Source organism: Nostoc sp., assembly GCF_036919815.1.
Classification (GTDB): domain Bacteria; phylum Cyanobacteriota; class Cyanobacteriia; order Cyanobacteriales; family Nostocaceae; genus Nostoc.
Genome location: NZ_JBALCE010000025.1, coordinates 1 through 16,876 on the forward strand (window position 1 = coordinate 1; position 16,876 = coordinate 16,876).

16 protein-coding genes are annotated in these 16,876 nt (G+C 43.0%); 7 read left to right on the plus strand and 9 right to left on the minus strand.

The window, feature by feature from the left end; genetic code table 11:
• From V7K15_RS07300 to V7K15_RS07315, 4 genes are all read right to left on the minus strand, one after another.
• Nucleotides 1–1,199 (minus strand): protein kinase domain-containing protein (locus tag V7K15_RS07300; protein ID WP_334904365.1); only part of this gene is annotated, 1,199 nt, incomplete at its 3' end.
• Between the two features lie 339 nt (nucleotides 1,200–1,538).
• Complete coding sequence (locus V7K15_RS07305) at nucleotides 1,539–1,661, minus strand: hypothetical protein (protein WP_334904367.1); 123 nt, start codon at nucleotides 1,659–1,661, stop codon at nucleotides 1,539–1,541.
• 425 nt (nucleotides 1,662–2,086) lie between these two features.
• Entirely contained in the window at nucleotides 2,087–2,989 is a 903-nt protein-coding gene (locus tag V7K15_RS07310; protein WP_334904369.1) for a S1 RNA-binding domain-containing protein, read from the minus strand.
• 257 nt (nucleotides 2,990–3,246) lie between these two features.
• Nucleotides 3,247–3,990, minus strand: coding sequence for a dienelactone hydrolase family protein (locus V7K15_RS07315; RefSeq protein ID WP_334904371.1), 744 nt, complete (start codon nucleotides 3,988–3,990; stop codon nucleotides 3,247–3,249).
• A 312-nt stretch (nucleotides 3,991–4,302) separates the two neighbouring features.
• On the opposite strand from V7K15_RS07315, the gene V7K15_RS07320 reads away from it, so the two are divergent.
• Both V7K15_RS07320 and V7K15_RS07325 read left to right on the plus strand, forming a co-directional pair.
• On the plus strand, nucleotides 4,303–5,286 hold the full coding sequence (locus V7K15_RS07320; RefSeq protein ID WP_334904373.1) for a GntR family transcriptional regulator: 984 nt from the start codon (nucleotides 4,303–4,305) through the stop codon (nucleotides 5,284–5,286).
• An 82-nt stretch (nucleotides 5,287–5,368) separates the two neighbouring features.
• Entirely contained in the window at nucleotides 5,369–5,956 is a 588-nt protein-coding gene (locus tag V7K15_RS07325; protein ID WP_334904375.1) for a Uma2 family endonuclease, read from the plus strand.
• An 84-nt stretch (nucleotides 5,957–6,040) separates the two neighbouring features.
• Here V7K15_RS07325 and V7K15_RS07330 read toward each other — a convergent pair whose 3' ends face one another.
• The 5 genes from V7K15_RS07330 to V7K15_RS07350 all read right to left on the minus strand — a co-directional run bounded on the left by V7K15_RS07330 (nucleotide 6,041) and on the right by V7K15_RS07350 (nucleotide 11,272).
• On the minus strand, nucleotides 6,041–6,958 hold the full coding sequence (locus V7K15_RS07330) for an alpha/beta fold hydrolase (protein WP_334904377.1): 918 nt from the start codon (nucleotides 6,956–6,958) through the stop codon (nucleotides 6,041–6,043).
• Nucleotides 6,959–7,111: 153 nt separating this feature from the next.
• A complete protein-coding gene (gene clpX / locus V7K15_RS07335) occupies nucleotides 7,112–8,452 on the minus strand; it encodes an ATP-dependent protease ATP-binding subunit ClpX (protein WP_334904379.1) in 1,341 nt (446 codons plus the stop codon).
• A gap of 9 nt (nucleotides 8,453–8,461) precedes the next feature.
• Complete coding sequence (gene clpP / locus V7K15_RS07340; RefSeq protein WP_334904381.1) at nucleotides 8,462–9,160, minus strand: ATP-dependent Clp endopeptidase proteolytic subunit ClpP; 699 nt, start codon at nucleotides 9,158–9,160, stop codon at nucleotides 8,462–8,464.
• Nucleotides 9,161–9,491: 331 nt separating this feature from the next.
• Complete coding sequence (tig, locus tag V7K15_RS07345) at nucleotides 9,492–10,931, minus strand: trigger factor (protein WP_334904383.1); 1,440 nt, start codon at nucleotides 10,929–10,931, stop codon at nucleotides 9,492–9,494.
• 203 nt (nucleotides 10,932–11,134) lie between these two features.
• Nucleotides 11,135–11,272 carry a hypothetical protein gene (locus tag V7K15_RS07350; protein ID WP_334904385.1) on the minus strand — a complete coding sequence of 46 codons (138 nt, stop codon included), beginning with the start codon at nucleotides 11,270–11,272 and terminating at the stop codon, nucleotides 11,135–11,137.
• A gap of 603 nt (nucleotides 11,273–11,875) precedes the next feature.
• On the opposite strand from V7K15_RS07350, the gene V7K15_RS07355 reads away from it, so the two are divergent.
• The 5 genes from V7K15_RS07355 (at nucleotide 11,876) to V7K15_RS07375 (ending at nucleotide 16,427) form a co-directional block, all read left to right on the plus strand.
• Complete coding sequence (locus V7K15_RS07355) at nucleotides 11,876–12,913, plus strand: aspartate-semialdehyde dehydrogenase (protein WP_334904387.1); 1,038 nt, start codon at nucleotides 11,876–11,878, stop codon at nucleotides 12,911–12,913.
• Nucleotides 12,914–13,026: 113 nt separating this feature from the next.
• Nucleotides 13,027–13,911 (plus strand): 4-hydroxy-tetrahydrodipicolinate synthase, encoded by an 885-nt coding sequence (dapA, locus tag V7K15_RS07360; RefSeq protein ID WP_334904389.1) that lies wholly within the window; start codon nucleotides 13,027–13,029, stop codon nucleotides 13,909–13,911.
• A gap of 278 nt (nucleotides 13,912–14,189) precedes the next feature.
• Nucleotides 14,190–15,962: a ribonuclease J gene (locus V7K15_RS07365; protein WP_334904391.1), complete on the plus strand. Its 1,773-nt coding sequence runs from the start codon at nucleotides 14,190–14,192 to the stop codon at nucleotides 15,960–15,962.
• Between the two features lie 128 nt (nucleotides 15,963–16,090).
• Nucleotides 16,091–16,276, plus strand: a complete 186-nt coding sequence (locus V7K15_RS07370; RefSeq protein ID WP_334904392.1) for a Uma2 family endonuclease — start codon at nucleotides 16,091–16,093, stop codon at nucleotides 16,274–16,276.
• 22 nt (nucleotides 16,277–16,298) lie between these two features.
• Nucleotides 16,299–16,427: a hypothetical protein gene (locus V7K15_RS07375; protein WP_334904393.1), complete on the plus strand. Its 129-nt coding sequence runs from the start codon at nucleotides 16,299–16,301 to the stop codon at nucleotides 16,425–16,427.
• The last annotated feature ends 449 nt before the right edge of the window (nucleotides 16,428–16,876 follow it).

Below are 16,876 nucleotides of genomic sequence, written 5' to 3' on the forward strand. Positions count from 1 at the left end.
CCGAGTAGTTGCTGCACTAATTTTTGCAGGGCATCTGCGATCGCGCTGTAAGGAATATTGCGCCCAAATTGGTCGAATTTACCAGAGATAAAATAACCGCGCTTTTGGGTAATGGGTTTATAAATTTCCTGTACTAATGCTGACTTTCCAATTCCAGCATAGCCAGATACCAACATCATTTCGACTTTGAATGTTGAGTTATCTGTTGATTCCTGTTTTGAAGTGTTTTGTGAAGAAGCAACGCGGTCAAAAGCCGCCAATAACATTGCAACTTCCTTGTCCCGTCCATACAGTTTTTGAGGAATTTGAAACTGATCCCAAACGTCTTGAAGACCCATTTGAATGTTACCAATTTGACCAATTTCTTCTATTTGGTAAGCACAAAATTCTAAATCCGCTTTGATTCCCCAAGCACTCTGATAGCGATCCTCTGCGTTTTTCGCCATCAATTTCAAAACGATATCTGAAACGGCTTTAGGGATCGCTGCATTCAGTTCGTGAGGTGGAACAGGCGCTTTAGCAATATGACAATGAACTAGCTCAAGAATGTCTGTGATCGGAAACGGCAGATGTCCAGTTAGAAGTTCGTAGAACGTTACACCAAGGGAGTAAAAATCGGTGCGGTAATCAAGCAAACGGTTCATGCGCCCTGTTTGCTCTGGAGACAGGTAGGCGAGTGTGCCTTCTAACACATGAAGACTTTTGAAAGTCGGATTCGTGCGATTAAATTGGGTAGCAATCCCGAAGTCAATGATTTTGACAACGCCAGTATCTGGATTGAGAACAATGTTTCCCGGATTGATATCTTTATGAATGACATTAGCTGTATGGATTCTACCAAGAATGTCTGTGAGGGCGATCGCAAGACCAAGAAAAGTGGATAAGGGGTAAGGGCAGAACTTCTCTGGGCGCTTTTGCATCCATTGCTCTAGGGACTCTCCGCCAAAATCTTCTAAGAGAATTACCAGAGTGCGTCGATAATCCTGCTGGCTGTATGCCTTGATAACTCCTTCCAAGTTGAGGAAACGAGTAATTTTATATTCCTGTCTGTAGCGGGTCAGTTCTTGAGGAGACGGATAATCTTGCTTGAGTATTTTTGCGATGATCGCCACTCCATCATCTCTGATGCCCCGATACACTAAAGAATTAGAACTTTCGTATATCTTATCTTGGATGGTAATACCAGGTAGAGTAATCATAGAGCAACTCTTGAGAGTATAATCTGGCATACCTCAAACTATACAGCAATTCTCATGATGAGAATATTTACATGAGTACTGGATGCTATTCCCCTAATGGGAAATAAATTGCTACTGCTGTTAGCCCTCTTTCGTCACTTTCGGCAACGCAAAATCTGAAATTTTTATTTAACAAGGCTTTTAGCGATTTATTAATTTTTAAAAATATTCGCCATATTTTGTTAGTACTTGAGTTTGGACTAATTGGCATTTAGCAGCAATGATATAGAAGGCAAGAGAAAGTTACCCAACTTCTTATAGAGGCTGAGTTAAGTTGAATCGTTGAAAAAGAAGTAGAAACTAAGCAGCAGTTAGATCAGCATTCTTAAGTGATTCTTCGGTTTTAGGTTTTTTAGATGAGTGTTTTTTGACAGAGGGATAACGGGGACGCGGAGATGGCTGATGCCCTTGGGCGGCTTGCACGGAGCACCTCTTCCCTTATAAGCATCGGGTATACCCCACACACATCGGTTTGAAGCTAAACGTAGCAACAGGTCTACGTCAATTTCCTCCGTTGCTTGGACAAATTTGGCGTTACCATAGCCTCGATCATAAGCAGCAAGCGAAGCGGTCTGACTCCTAACTCACGAGTTACTTGTTTGAGTTGAAATACTGCTTTATACCAAGTTGCCAAAGTTAGTCTTGTTTGGAATCAAGGCCGCTACTGGACTAACTTTTGAGCAAATAATACTATCTATCGCAACTTGGTATTACTCGCATTTTCAGCCAGAGGCTAGAAAGCAAGTCTGTGAAAAGTTTTCCCAATATCAAATCCCCCCACATCTTTGTAGATGCAGGGGGAATTATAAAACCCATAACTTGGATTATTGATCAAGCCCATCTCAAAACTATTCAGATGCTTTGTTATTAGCTCTATTGGCACGCGCTTCAGCCGAAGCCATCACCTCATCAAAATTCTCTAGCACTTCGCCAGGGAAGTTTTCCAAAACTCTGGTAGAAAGAGCAACCCGCCCTTTACCCTCATCCAAGTCAATAATTACAGCTTTAATTGGCTGACCAACTTTAAATACCTTTTCTAGAGATTCAATGAACTTTTGGCTTACCTGCTTGATATGAAGCAAAGCGCCCATCCCACTTAAATCGACAAATACACCAAAAGGTTTGATGCCAGTAACTTTACCTTCCACCAACTGACCTATTTCTAACAAGCTGAAGTTGCTAGAACGAGTTGCTAAACGCTGGGAAAGGATGAGTTTGTTGGTGTTGCGATTAATTTCCAAAAAACCCACAGTTAGATTTTGACCTTTGAGTGCTTCTAAATTATCACGCTCGGCCAGGTGCGATCGCGGAATAAATCCCCGCAAAGAAAGAATATCGACGGTGACACCACCTTTATTCACACCCATAACCCGTACTTGCACAGTTTGAGCATTTTCCTGCATTTCGGTCAGTCGTTGCCAGATTTGCTGAATTTCCAACTGCTTTCGAGAAAGGGTGACTTGACCTTCTGCATCCTGATCTCGAATAATCAAAAACTGCATTTCCTCTTGCAATGGCAACACCTCCGATAAATCGGTAACTGCTCTCAAAGAAGCCTCATCGCGCGGCAGAAAAGCTGACGACTTGCCACCAATATCAACATAGGCTCCATCGTGATCAAGTTGGAACACTTTGCCATGTACAACCTGTCCCTTTTGAAACTGGTAGTCGTGTATTTCTAGTGCTTTGGCAAAATCGTCCATCGTAAACGACGAATTGGCTGTTTGAGAAAGTTTCGATTCGGAATTCATGACTTTTGAAGATTAATTGTTATTTGATCTGATGCCACTGGAGTTTAGATTGTTATTTGTCCTTTGTCATTTATCTGTAGTTAGCCGATGTGCAACTTAATATTCTGACCTTTCTCCTAAAACGAGAGAGGCTTTGAATTTTCTCCATTCCCTCTGATGGAAGAGGGCTGAAGGCTTAAGTTTGAGTAAAAGTTATACACAGCATTGTGGTTATTACTAATGACAAATGACAAAAAACGAACTTGGCTGTGTATGCTTCAGTTCAGTTGACTAAAGAGTTGTTTCACTTGCTCCCAAGCATCGGCAGCAGCTTTAGGATTATAACTGGCACGAAGGTCACAGAAAAATCCGTGACCAGCTCCATCGTAGCGAAACACACGATGAGGAATTTTATATTTTTCTAACTCTGCTTCAATCTCATCTACTTGTTCAGATGGGATACTAGCATCTTCTTTACCAAAAAAGGCATAGAGAGTACCCGTTATTTCTCTGGTGCGGGTGAGAGTAGGAGCGCCAACTCCTAGTGTGCGCGTGCTAATTCCAGCACCGTAGAAGGAAGCCGTAGCTTTAATATCTGGCAAGGTGGCTGCAAGATATGCGACGTGACCGCCAAAGCAGAAGCCAATACAGCCAAAACCATCTTTTTTCTTCACTTGAGGCAGATTTTTGAGGTAGTCAATTGCTAATTGAATATCGCTCGATAACTCTGATGCTTGAGTTTGCATGGCGTAGCTTCTGCCCGTTTCTATATCTTCGGGTGTATATCCGGTTTCAAAACCAGGAGCAACACGGTCAAAAAGCGCAGGTGCGATCGCTACATATCCGAGTTTGGCAATCCGTTCTGTAACTTCCCGAATGTGAACATTGACACCAAAAATCTCTTGTAATACCACCACTCCTGGATAAAGTCCAGATTCTTTTGGCTCTGCCAGATAAGCAGACACTTGAACATTATCTTGCAAAAGATTAACTGTTGTGGTAATTATTGCTTGCTCTGTCATAATAATTATTACCAGTGCTATGTGATTAGCCGTGTGTTTATTTGATATAACTATGCCAGTATGTCCAGGTTTTTTCCAATTAAATTATCAATTACCAATAATCAGCGCATTAGAAATTTTTACCAAAAAAACTTTATATGTAAATAAAATTTTTTATATGTAATAAATGCAGCTAAACACCAAAAGAGTGCTGAGTTAAAAGTGCTGGTAGCGCGGCGTTTAGCCCGTGCTGAGTAGGAAAACAACACTTAATACTCCCCAATCACCACTCCCCACTCCCCACTCCCCACTTAGTATTCAGGAGGTTTGCTGATGATTCAATTCCGTATTCAGCCAGACAGCGAAATTCCCGCATCAACCCAGCTGTTTAATCAAATCCGGTTTGCGATCGCTTCCCGGCAATATCCCCCTGCTTACAAATTGCCAAGTACACGAGCGCTAGCAATGCAAACGGGATTACACCGTAATACCATTAGCAAAGTTTACCGTCAACTGGAGGAAGACGGATTTGTTGAAAGTATGGCTGGTTCAGGAATTTATGTTCGTCCCCAAGGTCATGAGGGCGGTAGTAGGCTGCAATCACCAATTCTCAAACAAAATCCTAATGCTTATCAAGTTGTCCAGAAAGCACTTGATGATTTGCTTTCCCAAGGATGTTCACTGAATCAAGCCAGAGAGCTATTTTTAGCGGAAATTGACTGGCGCTTGCGTTGTAGTGCGCGAGTACTGGTTGCAGTTCCATCTTATGACATGGGTGCTGGTGAGTTGATGGTGTATGAATTAGAACGAGCTCTGAAAATACCAGTCCAGTTAGTAGCAATGGACGAATTAACAGCTGCGCTAGATAAAACTACTTCAGCGACAGTAGTCACAAGTCGGTATTTTATCAGTAATGTGGAAGCGATCGCAGCACCTAAAGCTGCACGGGTAATTCCTCTGGATATCTACGACTACAGCAAAGAACTCAGCCTATTGAAAACCCTACCAAAAGAAAACTGTGTAGGCATAGTTAGCCTCAGTTCCGGGATTGCCCGCGCCGCAGAAGTCATCCTCCACGGTCTGCGGGGGGATGAACTACTGGTGATGACTTCGCAACCAAAAGATGCTTATAAACTTCAAGCAATGGTTAAACGGGCTGAGGTAATCATAAGTGACCAAGCCAGTTTTGCGGCAGTGCAAGCAGCAGTGCAAGCAGCCGATGAAGATATTATTCGTCCACCGAAGCTGATTAAGGTTGAGAATTATATCGGTATTAACTCGATTAACTTGCTAAAACGAGAACTGGGTTTGAGTTAATCCAAAGGGTAAGAATGGCATAGGCGGACACACCCAATAAATCACTCAGGATTATGATTGTGGAGAACTGTTGAGAGGCGATATGAGTATCCCACTTCTAGACCATCCCATACAAGAGAAACTAGTGACCGTCGCAGATGTTTCTTGGGAGGAATTCAAAGGTATTGAGGCACAGTTAAAGGACAACCGCAATATCCGACTCTCTTATTTGTCAGGAATATTAGAAATTATGTCGCCCATTCGTGAAAAACATGAGTACGTAAAAAGAACTCTCAGCTATTTGCTAGAAGCTTATATGAGAGAGTTGGAAATTCGGTTCTACGGTCGTGGTGGTTTTACTCTAGAAGAATCTGGGTATGCTTCTGGCACACCAGATGAATCTTACTGCATTGGCAGCAATAAAGAAACGCTAGACATTGTTATTGAAGTTGTTGTTACTAGTGGCACCATTAACCGAAAAGAGTTATACAAACCCAAGAAAGTGCCTGAAGTTTGGTTCTGGAAATCTGACCAGATAAAAATATTCGGTTTAAATCCGGGTGGCGAATATGAACAAGTAAACCGTAGTAGTTTCTTCCCGAATTTAGACCCAGCTTTGTTGCGACAAAATATCGGACATCCTGACCAGTACGACGCTGTTGCCGAATTTGTGCCGATTATCCGAAAATAACTTTTGGGAATTAACTCTGATACGATAACAGATAATAAATATCTCAATCAAAAACGAAAGCTCAACAACGAGATTAACAAGTTATTACACCTGTGGTTCTGGCATGGAAATTTGCAAAAACTCTTGTACCCGTTGCAGATAAGTTGGTGCATCTTCCAACATTGGGAAATGCGCTGTACCCGGAATCATCGTAAATTCAACTTTGTTACTCAGTGCTGCTGCTTGACGCCCCATCTCAGCTGGAATAATCTTGTCATATTCCCCCGCCACAAGTAGAGTTGGCACTGTCAACTTGGCAAACTCTTGCGGCATAAACTCAGCTTGAGCCTTACTGACTGAAGTAAAAATTGTCCCTAAAGCCGCATCGTAATCTGCTTCCAGAAAATCTTGCAAAAAAGCTTGACGCTCAGAATGTGGTATGGAACTATGCAAAAATCGTGACATAAACATTCGGTCAACAAATGGGATTTTGCTTAACCACTTGGGACGGAATTTAACTACATAACCACCGAATTTATGAAAGGCACTAAAGGATTTTTCGTCGTACTCAAAAATACCGCTACAAGTTAAAATTCCTCGTTCTACTCGTTCGGGATAGCGGTTAAAAAATAAAGTGGCAACAGATGCGCCCATCGAGTGAGCATGGATATACAGACGCTGAATATGCAACCCATCTAACAAAGCTGCCAAATCATCAGCGTATTCCTCTAATTCATAGGTTAATTCTCTGATTGCCTCTGATTCTTCCTGGGGGGACTCAGACTCAGCAACAGCTTCACTTGCTTGGGCTATGGTTGGCTTTCCACGAGAACGGCCAAATCCTCGCAAATCGTAGAGTAAACAATCAAATTGCTCCGATAAAGCATCAGCGATATTTTGCCAATATCTAGCCGAACCAGCCCAACCATGCATAAAAACCATCACTGGTTTTACCAAAGAACCAGATGGTTTTTTCACCCATTCGTAGTAATGCTCAACGCCACGAACATTAATATAAGGCATTTTTGATAGTTAGGAGTTAGAAGTTAGGAGCGATGCCCTGAGCCTGCCGTTCGCGCAGCGTCTCGTAGAGAAGGGTTAGGAGTTGGGAGTTGAGAGTTGGGAGTTAATTACTCATTCTCCACTGCTTTACTCCTAACTTTACTCAGCACTGATTTAGGCTGATTCGGGTTTCGGTAGTGAAGATGGATGTATTATTAGTTCGGCAGTCGATCGCTTCTCGACCATTTCCCGTGTTATTGTACAGCGTGTCACATCCTTACGGGATGGTAACTCGTACATTACATCCAGCATCAGTTCTTCGACAATACCACGTAATGCTCTAGCACCAGTTTTACGGCGGTAGGCTTCTTGAGCGATCGCTCGCAAAGCATCTGGTTTAAAATCTAGCTGGACATTATCCATCTTCAGCAGCTTTTGGTACTGCTTGACTAAGGCGCTGCGTGGTTGGGTGAGAATCGCCATCAGCGTTTCTTCATCTAGCGGATCTACTACTGCTACCATTGGCACGCGCCCAATAAATTCTGGAATCATGCCAAATTTTACTAAATCATCCGGTTCTAGACTGCGAAGAGTGTCTGCGGCTCGTTTCTCCTTCGATTGTCCTTCTCCCGGTTGCACAAAGCCGATTGCTTTTTTGCCAACTCTCTGATCTACAATCTTTTCTAAGCCCACAAAGGCACCACCACAGACGAACAAGATATTACTTGTATCAATTTGGATGCAGTCTTGATAGGGATGTTTGCGCCCTCCTTGGGGTGGTACATTGGCGATCGTTCCCTCCAACATTTTCAGCAAAGCTTGCTGCACACCTTCGCCAGAAACATCGCGGGTAATTGACGTGTTCTCGCTTTTACGCGCAATCTTATCAATTTCGTCAATATAAATAATTCCCCGTTGTGCCTCCTCTATATCCAAATCTGCCACCTGCAACAGTCGCAGCAAAATATTTTCTACATCTTCTCCCACATACCCCGCTTCCGTCAGCGTCGTAGCATCAGCGACGGCAAAGGGTACATCCAAGATTTTTGCTAGGGTTTGCGCTAAGAGAGTTTTGCCGCAACCAGTCGGGCCAATTAACAAAATGTTGGATTTTTGCAGTTCGATTGCATCATCCGCCCCAGGTTTGCCACTAGCTTTAGACTGAATAACCGCCAGCCGCTTGTAGTGATTGTAAACAGCTACTGACAGCACTTTCTTGGCTTCGTCTTGACCAATAACGTGTTCGTCTAGATACTTTTTGATCTCTGTTGGCTTGGGTATTTGATTAAACGAAATACTAGAAGAGTGAGTACGCCGTTTTTCAGGTGGTTCTGCTCTTGGTGCTGGTTGTGCTGCCGCACCATTGGTATCGAGTAACTCCTCGTCCAGTATTTCATTACACAAGTCAACGCATTCATCGCAGATGTAGACTCCCGGCCCTGCGATTAATTTACGCACCTGCTCTTGAGACTTGCCACAGAATGAACATTTTAAATGGGAGTCGTACTTAGACATACCAGCCTCTTATTTCAGAATGGTGACGTTTTCCCCTGCTGTGGGAAGATTTTGCCTGGAAATGACCTGATCAATCAAACCGTAATTCTTCGCTTCATCTGCCGACATAAAAAAGTCGCGCTCAGTATCTGCTTCAATTCTTTCTAAGGCTTGACCAGTATGATGAGCCATTAACTGATTCAACTTAGCCTTAATGTAAAGAATTTCTCTGGCTTGAATTTCAATGTCAATGGCTTGACCTTGAGCGCCACCAAGTGGTTGGTGAATCATAATCCGGGAGTCGGGCAGAGACATTCGCTTACCGGCAGCTCCTGCTGTCAACAAAAATGCCCCCATGCTCGCGGCTAATCCAAAACAGATGGTAACAACATCAGGGCGAATTTGCTGTATTGTATCATAGATTGCCATCCCTGCGTAGACCGAGCCGCCAGGAGAATTAACATACAGTTGGATGTCCTTTTCTGAGTCTTCAGCATCTAGGAATAACAACTGAGCCACAATTGAGTTGGCTACGGCATCGTCTATTGGCGTTCCCAAAAAGATAATCCGCTCTCGCAGCAGGCGGGAGTAGATGTCGAAAGCCCTTTCTCCCATGCCAGATTGTTCTATCACCATCGGCACGATGTTGCTAGGGCTGCTTAACTGGGAGTTAATCTTGATTCGACTTAAGTTGCTGATGGGGTAATTTCCCGACTGCGATAGAAGCATACAAGCTTTCTTTGACGATAATTTAGGACAAATGTTTCAGCAGCATTATGCTGCCTTTTCGACGAATGGGATTTTTCTAAGCTACGTATTAACCATTATGCCTCATATAATTTCCCCTCGTCTAACACAGTATCAAGCTCAGGTAATAACAGGTGTGACTATTTGCGGAAAATTCATCAATTCTTTAATTATTCTGGCTTCATCCCGGAATTCTCAGAAGTCAAGAGGCAGTGGTCTTTCATCTCCTCCTGCTCCCTCATCTCCTTTACCTTACCCATTTCACCAGTACTTTAACTCAGAACTGGTGAACTCATGGCTGTGGAATTTTTGATTATCCTTCTGTGACTTCTGTGGAAGCTTCGCTGTTTTCTGGCTCAGTCTGAGGTGCATCAGCATCAACATCTGATTCTGCGGCTTCCGTTTCCTCTGTGGCACTCAACGAGCCTTCGGGTACAAGTTCAACTGAGGAGTGTTCTAAGAGCCAATCAATGATTTTTTCGGTTAATAGTTCGTTTTCCACGATTGAGCGCAGTCTATCTTCATCAACCTCTTTTTCTTCCGGGTATTGCTGCAAAAGCTCTGTGACTCTGGCTGCAATTTCTTCTGGTGTTACCTGGATAGATTCGCGTTTCCCGATTTCCCGTAAGGATAAGGAGCGTTTGATGCGTTCAATTGCCTCAGTGCGCGATCGCTCCCGCAACTGAGCAATAATATCTTGAGTAAACAAATTCTTCACATCCAATCCCTGCTGAGACAGGCGCATTGCTGTTTGCGTTAACATCGCATCCACTTCTTGGTCAATCAATGTTGCTGGTAAGTCAACTTCTACGTGGTTGAGCAGTTCCGTTAACAAAGCTTCCTGCTTATTTGTTTTTGTTTTGTCGTCCGCCTCTTTTTGATATCGCTCTACCAAAGAAGCGCGTAACTCTTCTAAAGTTTCAAAATCGCTGATTTCTTGGGCGAAATCGTCATTTACTTCTGGTAGCTCCTTTTCCTTCAGTTCTTTGAGCGTTACTGTGAAAGTTGCCCCTTTTCCAGCTAAATCTTGATTAGCATAGGGATCTGGGAACTGCGCCGCAATTTCTTTGGTTTCTTCAGGATTCATCCCGACTATTCCCAAAATAAACCCTGGAATAAACTTATCTTCCTGCAACTCAACTTGAAAATCAGTTGCTTCGGCTCCCGGAATCGGTTCTGGTTCGGCTGTTTCCTCTTCGCCCTCAATTTTGGAGAATACACCTTTAAAATCGACTACAGCGATATCGCCGATTTGGGCTGGACGTCCTTCCACAGGAATCAATGTCGCTAATTCTGTACGTTCCTTCTCTAGCGTGTTCTCCACTCGTTCTGGATCGTAATTGACTTCTTCAGCTTTCGCTTGCAAATCAGTGTACTGCACTAGATTCACTTCTGGTTCTACATCCACAGCAGCCGAAATCGTCAGAGGTTTTCCAGGTTCATAATTCTTAATCAAATCCTCAAAGTCAGAGCGCAATTGCGGCTGGCCGATTGCTGTAATCGCTTCTTGTTTGACTGCTTGCTCAATGCCATCTTGAATTAGTTCTTCCAGCGCTGCTGCCTTGATTCGAGTTGTACCCAGCCTTTGTAGTAATATCGGCCGAGGCACCTTGCCTTTACGAAACCCAGGAATATTGGCAGTACTCGCTAAGTTTTTAATTACCTTTTCGTAAGTTTGCTTGGTAATTTCCGGTGTAATCTCTATTTCCAGTCCAATTTGGCTGGCGGGAAGTTTTTCCTGGGTGACTTTCATGCTTCGTCTCTAGTTTTCTGGTATTTTATACTTTGAGTACACACAAGACGCAATAATTGTTCGCGTTTATGGCTTGATGTCTCTTAAGGGAATGGGAGTTTGCCAAAAGGTCTGATCACATCCAAGGATGGATGTTTGTCTTGGGGCAAAGATCCAGTTTACTGCCAATCACCAAGGACTTGACATTTTACCTTCATAACAATTTAGTTAATAGGGCATTGGGCACTTGTACTGAGCGGAGTCGTTGGCACAGCCTCTCGTAGAGAAGTATTGGGCATTGGGCATTGGGCATTGGGCATTGGGCATTGGGCATTGGGCATTGGGCATTGGGCATTGGGCATTGGTATTAGTTATTCTTTCTTGCTTCGTCTCCCTACTGCCCACTCCCCCTGAACTCAAGAATTAATTATTCAGTGGGCTAACGCTGTGATATCCTGGTTATCAGCGAGTGGTTAGTACCCCCAAGTTAAAGTTATAGTGTTGAGTCTAGCTATTATTAAGTTGTGGTACGAGAGCGCATCTGTTGCCTAGCCGCCTAGCTCAGTTTTATGTTGTGCTGGTTTTATGCATTTCGATTGTACTATATTGATCATCTGGGTAAGCAAGTTTGCAGCGAAGAGGTTGGTTGCCTTAGACGTGGGATGCGTGTTAAACGTTTAAGTGCAGATATATATCTCAATTTTTCTGCTAAATGGCGGTTTATTGTATAATAATATATAGTTAAAATCGATGGATAAATTGAATAGCCGTTGTAAAATGCAACATCACTTAACTTAATAAATAGCCAAGAAAATAAATGTATTAGATATATAGAGATAGACTAAATTAGAGAAAATATAAATCTATTCAAAATGTATTTCCAGATTGCGATCGGTATTTAAATATAAGTAAATTGTCAATTGTTCCCAGAAATTGCCTAAAATCTCTTAAAGGAGGAAACAAGGTTGTCAAAATCGTATCGTTTAGCTATTTTGGGGGCGACTGGTGCAGTTGGCACAGAGTTGCTGGAATTATTAGAAAGCCGTAATTTTCCGATTGCTAACCTGAAGTTATTGGCATCAGAACGCAGTGTCGGGCGATCGCTGCCGTTTAAAGGGGAAAATATCCCAGTAGAAGCAGTGAGCGATCGCGCCTTTGAAAATGTCGATATAGTACTAGCTAGTGCCGGTGGTTCCACATCCAAAACTTGGGCAGCAATTGCTGTGCAAAAGGGGGCAGTGGTAATTGACAACTCCAGTGCCTTTCGGATGAACCCGGAAGTTCCCTTAGTAGTGCCAGAGGTGAACCCACTAGCCGCAGCTAATCACCAAGGCATTATTGCTAACCCTAACTGCACAACAATTTTAATGACTTTGGTAGTCTGGCCATTGCATAAAGTTAAACCAGTGCAACGCATTGTCGCCTCAACCTACCAATCTGCCAGTGGTGCTGGTGCTCGAGCAATGGCAGAAGTCAAAGCCCAAACAAGCGCTATACTACAAGGACAGCCGCCAATTGCCGAAATATTGCCTTACCCATTGGCATTTAATTTATTCCCGCATAACTCCCCATTAAACGATTTGGGTTATTGTGAGGAAGAAATGAAAATGGTCAATGAAACCCGAAAAATATTTGGTACGCAGCAAATCAGAATTACTGCAACCTGTATACGGGTTCCCGTACTCCGCGCCCACTCAGAAGCGATTAATTTAGAATTTGAGACTCCCTTTAGTGCGAAGGAAGCCAGAGAAATTTTAAAATCCTCCCCTGGAGTGAAATTGGTCGAAGATTGGGGAACTAATCATTTTCCGATGCCAATTGAAGCAACAGGTAAAGATGAAGTTTTAGTGGGAAGAATTCGTCAGGATATTTCTCATCCTTGTGGCTTGGAATTATGGTTGTGTGGTGACCAAATCCGCAAAGGTGCAGCATTGAATGCAATACAAATCGCGGAGTTATTGGTAGAGAAAAATCTACTCAAACCATTAGCTATTAGTCATTAATCATTGATTAAGTGACAAATGATTAATGACACTTGAAAGTAATTTGTAGATAGGTTATTACAATAGAAAACCACCAAGATAGAAAAACATGGGTAATCAGGAGTGAAAAAAGGGTGGGAGATTTTGGCAATGTTTTAACCGCAATGATTACGCCGTTTAAAGCAGATGGTAGTGTCAACTATGATGTAGCGGCAGAACTGGCGGCGCATCTAGCTAACAACGGTACAGATACATTAGTGATGTGCGGCACAACAGGAGAATCCCCGACCCTAAGTTGGGATGAGGAATACCAGTTGTTTGTCGAAGTATTACAATCCGTGGCAGGAAAAGCCAAGGTAATCGCAGGTTGTGGTTCAAATTCCACCAAAGAAGCGATCGCAGCCACCCAAAAAGCGTCTAAGATAGGAGTACATGGTTCCTTACAAGTTGTTCCTTATTACAACAAACCGCCACAAGCGGGATTGGAAGCGCACTTTCAGGCGATAGCACAAGCCTGTCCCGACCTACCATTGTTGTTATACAATGTCCCCAGTCGTACCGGACAAAACCTTCAGCCAGAAACAGTTGCCCGATTAGCTGAGGTGAGCAATATTGTCGGGATTAAAGAATCTACTGGTAGTATAGATCAGGCAAGCGAAATTCGTCGCTTGACACCAAAAGAATTCCACATCTATTCTGGTGATGATTACATGACTTTGCCCTTGTTAGCGATCGGGGCAAAGGGTGTGGTAAGTGTGGCTTCTCATCTGGTAGGAAACCAACTACAGCAGATGATCCAAGCTTTTCGTGCGGGGAAAATCGAGGTAGCAAGCGACATTCATCTCCAACTGTTCCCGTTGTTTAAAGCTCTATTTCTCACTTCAAATCCGATTCCAGTGAAAAAAGCACTGAAACTTCAAGGTTGGGAGGTTGGTTCAACTCGTCCGCCGCTATGTGAAGCTGACTTAGAAGTAAGTCAAAAGTTAGAAGCGGTGCTGAAAGAACTTAGTTTAATCTAGCACCAGTTGGTTAAGCGCTGGTAATCTCCTCCTTGCTAAAGATACATATAAACAATGATCATAATTGTTCATAAGTTGCAATTTAAAAACCTGTACTAGGACTGATAGATATACTATGAATCCTTAAGTGTAGTATCGATTTTATTGAATAAAAAATTGAAGATTTCAATTAAAACTTGATTGCTTTGGGACTGACTTAAGAGACAGATAATGTTGTCTTAAATACAAGTTCATTAACTATCAATTCAATTAACCACAAGTAACGATCTAAGGATAAAATGGCTAAAAACGAAGCTAATAATTCCGCCTTGAAAATTATTCCTTTGGGCGGTTTGCATGAAATTGGGAAAAATACCTGTCTTTTTGAGTATGACGATGAAATTATCCTGTTAGATGCAGGATTAGCTTTTCCCACAGAGGCGATGCATGGAGTAAATATTGTTCTGCCAGATACCACCTATCTGCGGGAAAATCGCCACAAAATTAAAGGGATGATCGTAACTCATGGTCATGAAGACCATATTGGCGGGATTGCTTTTCATCTCAAGCAATTTGATATCCCGGTGATTTATGGGCCAAGACTAGCAATGGCCATGCTAGAGGGTAAACTGGAAGAAGCGGGAGTGCGCGATCGCACGCAAATCAGAACTGTTCTCCCTCGTGATGTCGTGCGGATTGGCAAAAACTTTTTAGTGGAATATATCCGTAACACCCACTCCATCGCTGATAGTTTCACTGTTGCCATTCAAACTCCCCTTGGTGTGGTTATTCACACAGGGGATTTTAAAATTGACCACACCCCAGTTGATGGGGAAAAGTTTGACTTGCAACGTCTAGCAGAACATGGTGAAAAAGGCGTTCTTTGCCTCCTAAGTGATTCCACTAACGCCGAAATCCCAGGATTTACACCTTCAGAACGTTCCGTTTATCCCAATCTGGAGAGAGTATTTAGTCAAGCTACTGGGCGATTATTTGTCACTACCTTTTCTTCCAGTGTGCATCGCATCAACATGATTTTGGATATCGCCAAGAAGCAAAACCGTGTAGTGACGATTGTGGGGCGTTCCATGCTCAACTTGATTGCTCATGCCCGCAATTTAGGTTACATCAAGTGTGAAGATAATCTGCTGCAACCATTGCACGCAGTTCGTAATCTCCCTGATGAGAAAGTTTTAATTTTAACTACAGGTTCTCAGGGTGAATTGATGGCAGCAATGACCCGGATTGCGAACAAAGAACATCCTCACATTAAAATCCGCCAAGGAGATACGGTAGTATTCTCTGCTAACCCAATTCCCGGAAATACGATCGCTGTAGTCAACACCATCGATAAATTGATGATTCAGGGGGCGAAAGTGGTCTATGGTCGAGATAAAGGGATTCACGTCTCCGGCCACGGCTGTCAGGAAGAACAAAAGCTGATGATTGCCTTAACTCGACCCAAGTTCTTTGTGCCATTTCACGGCGAACATCGGATGCTAGTGAAGCACGCAGAAACGGCTCAGAGTATGGGCATTCCCGCCGAAAACATGATCATCATCCAGAATGGTGATATTGTCGAACTGACGGAAGATGCCATTCGCATCGCTGGTAAAGTCCCATGTGGTATCGAACTGGTGGATACTACTAGTTCGGGTATGGTAAGTTCCAAAGTATTGCAAGAACGCCAACGCATGGCTTCAGAAGGGATTATCACGATCGCAGCTGCCATTGATTGGAATGGTAAACTGTTGGCAAAACCAGAAACTCACCTCCGGGGTGTAGTTACAAGTGTAGAGCGATCGCTGTTGCAAACCTGGGTAAAACAACGGATTGAAGAAATCCTCACTGTGCGCTGGTCAGAATTTGCGGCTGGGGAAGGTGAAGCCGCAGATATAGACTGGGGTGGATTGCAAGGTACTTTAGAACGAGAATTGCAACGTTCCATCCGTCGGGAATTGCAATGTCAGCCATCTGTGACTTTGTTGATGCAAATTCCTGATCAGCCGCCTGTAAAAGTTGCTGATGGGAGAAGACGCCGGACTCGCACTGCTGCTCAGGTAGCATCATAGAGTAAGATCACAATTTAACGCCAAAGCGCAAAGACGCAGAGTTTTTCTCACGTCTTTGCGCTTTGGCGTGAGATAGGGTCTTTTATCATGGGTATAGAACTTGTCTATAGTTCTTGGAGGCGATCGCTATGACTAAAACACCAATAAAAATCAACACTCTTGAAGAGTATATAAATTTTGATGATGGCACAGACAAGCGTTATGAACTTGAGGATGAGGTGCTGGTAGAAATGCCTCCTGGTACTGGTAAACATGAGGCGATTATCACTTTATTATTAGTTCGCTTCTTTTTAGAAATTCAAAAAAAATACTGATTGCAATCGCCTAAATCTTGCAATGTTAAACTCAGCAGAGCGATCTAAGTTGTTAGGTTGCGATCGCCTCAAGCAACTCCAACCAATATCTCCTCATTTTTATCGGCGGCTGAAAAATACAAATTTCTCCATCGCTCTGAAACACTCATAAGCGAGCTACGTCTCATTTTAACGCTTCAGACTAGATCATTCTAACTAAAATTGCCACTGCAAACCTAAGTTTTGTGAAATGCAATCGATTCTACTCGATCAAAAATCTCTCTGCTTCAACGGCATTCAACCAGCAATGAACAGGACGCAGCGACGTGGGGAAGCGGGAATACGCAGAGGAAAGACGCCTACTAGGATAAAACTGATATTTATACTTAGCAAAAATACTTCCAGGAAGACCTTGTATTAAGGTTTGTAAATGCTACACTAAAACCTACCCAATGACAGATGTCTTTACTAAAATTTTAAATATGTCAAGTTATGAACAAGATCGTAATATTACGCTACCGATCCCCGGAAAATTGCGATTAACTTGACGTAGTAATAAATTAAGTTCTGACTTAAGTGGCTATTCAGGTATATATTATATCGCAGTCAGGACGCGATTCT

Bases quoted from the DNA above. Each gene is read 5' to 3' on its own strand.
- V7K15_RS07310 (WP_334904369.1), bottom strand. From the start codon at position 2,989: ATGAATTCCGAATCGAAACTTTCTCAAACAGCCAATTCGTCGTTTACG.
- V7K15_RS07315 (WP_334904371.1), bottom strand. From the start codon at position 3,990: ATGACAGAGCAAGCAATAATTACCACAACAGTTAATCTTTTGCAAGAT.
- V7K15_RS07320 (WP_334904373.1), top strand. From the start codon at position 4,303: ATGATTCAATTCCGTATTCAGCCAGACAGCGAAATTCCCGCATCAACC.
- V7K15_RS07325 (WP_334904375.1), top strand. From the start codon at position 5,369: ATGAGTATCCCACTTCTAGACCATCCCATACAAGAGAAACTAGTGACC.
- V7K15_RS07330 (WP_334904377.1), bottom strand. From the start codon at position 6,958: ATGCCTTATATTAATGTTCGTGGCGTTGAGCATTACTACGAATGGGTG.
- clpX (WP_334904379.1), bottom strand. From the start codon at position 8,452: ATGTCTAAGTACGACTCCCATTTAAAATGTTCATTCTGTGGCAAGTCT.
- clpP (WP_334904381.1), bottom strand. From the start codon at position 9,160: ATGCTTCTATCGCAGTCGGGAAATTACCCCATCAGCAACTTAAGTCGA.
- tig (WP_334904383.1), bottom strand. From the start codon at position 10,931: ATGAAAGTCACCCAGGAAAAACTTCCCGCCAGCCAAATTGGACTGGAA.
- V7K15_RS07350 (WP_334904385.1), bottom strand. From the start codon at position 11,272: ATGCCCAATGCCCAATGCCCAATGCCCAATGCCCAATGCCCAATGCCC.
- V7K15_RS07365 (WP_334904391.1), top strand. From the start codon at position 14,190: ATGGCTAAAAACGAAGCTAATAATTCCGCCTTGAAAATTATTCCTTTG.
- V7K15_RS07370 (WP_334904392.1), top strand. From the start codon at position 16,091: ATGACTAAAACACCAATAAAAATCAACACTCTTGAAGAGTATATAAAT.
- V7K15_RS07375 (WP_334904393.1), top strand. From the start codon at position 16,299: ATGTTAAACTCAGCAGAGCGATCTAAGTTGTTAGGTTGCGATCGCCTC.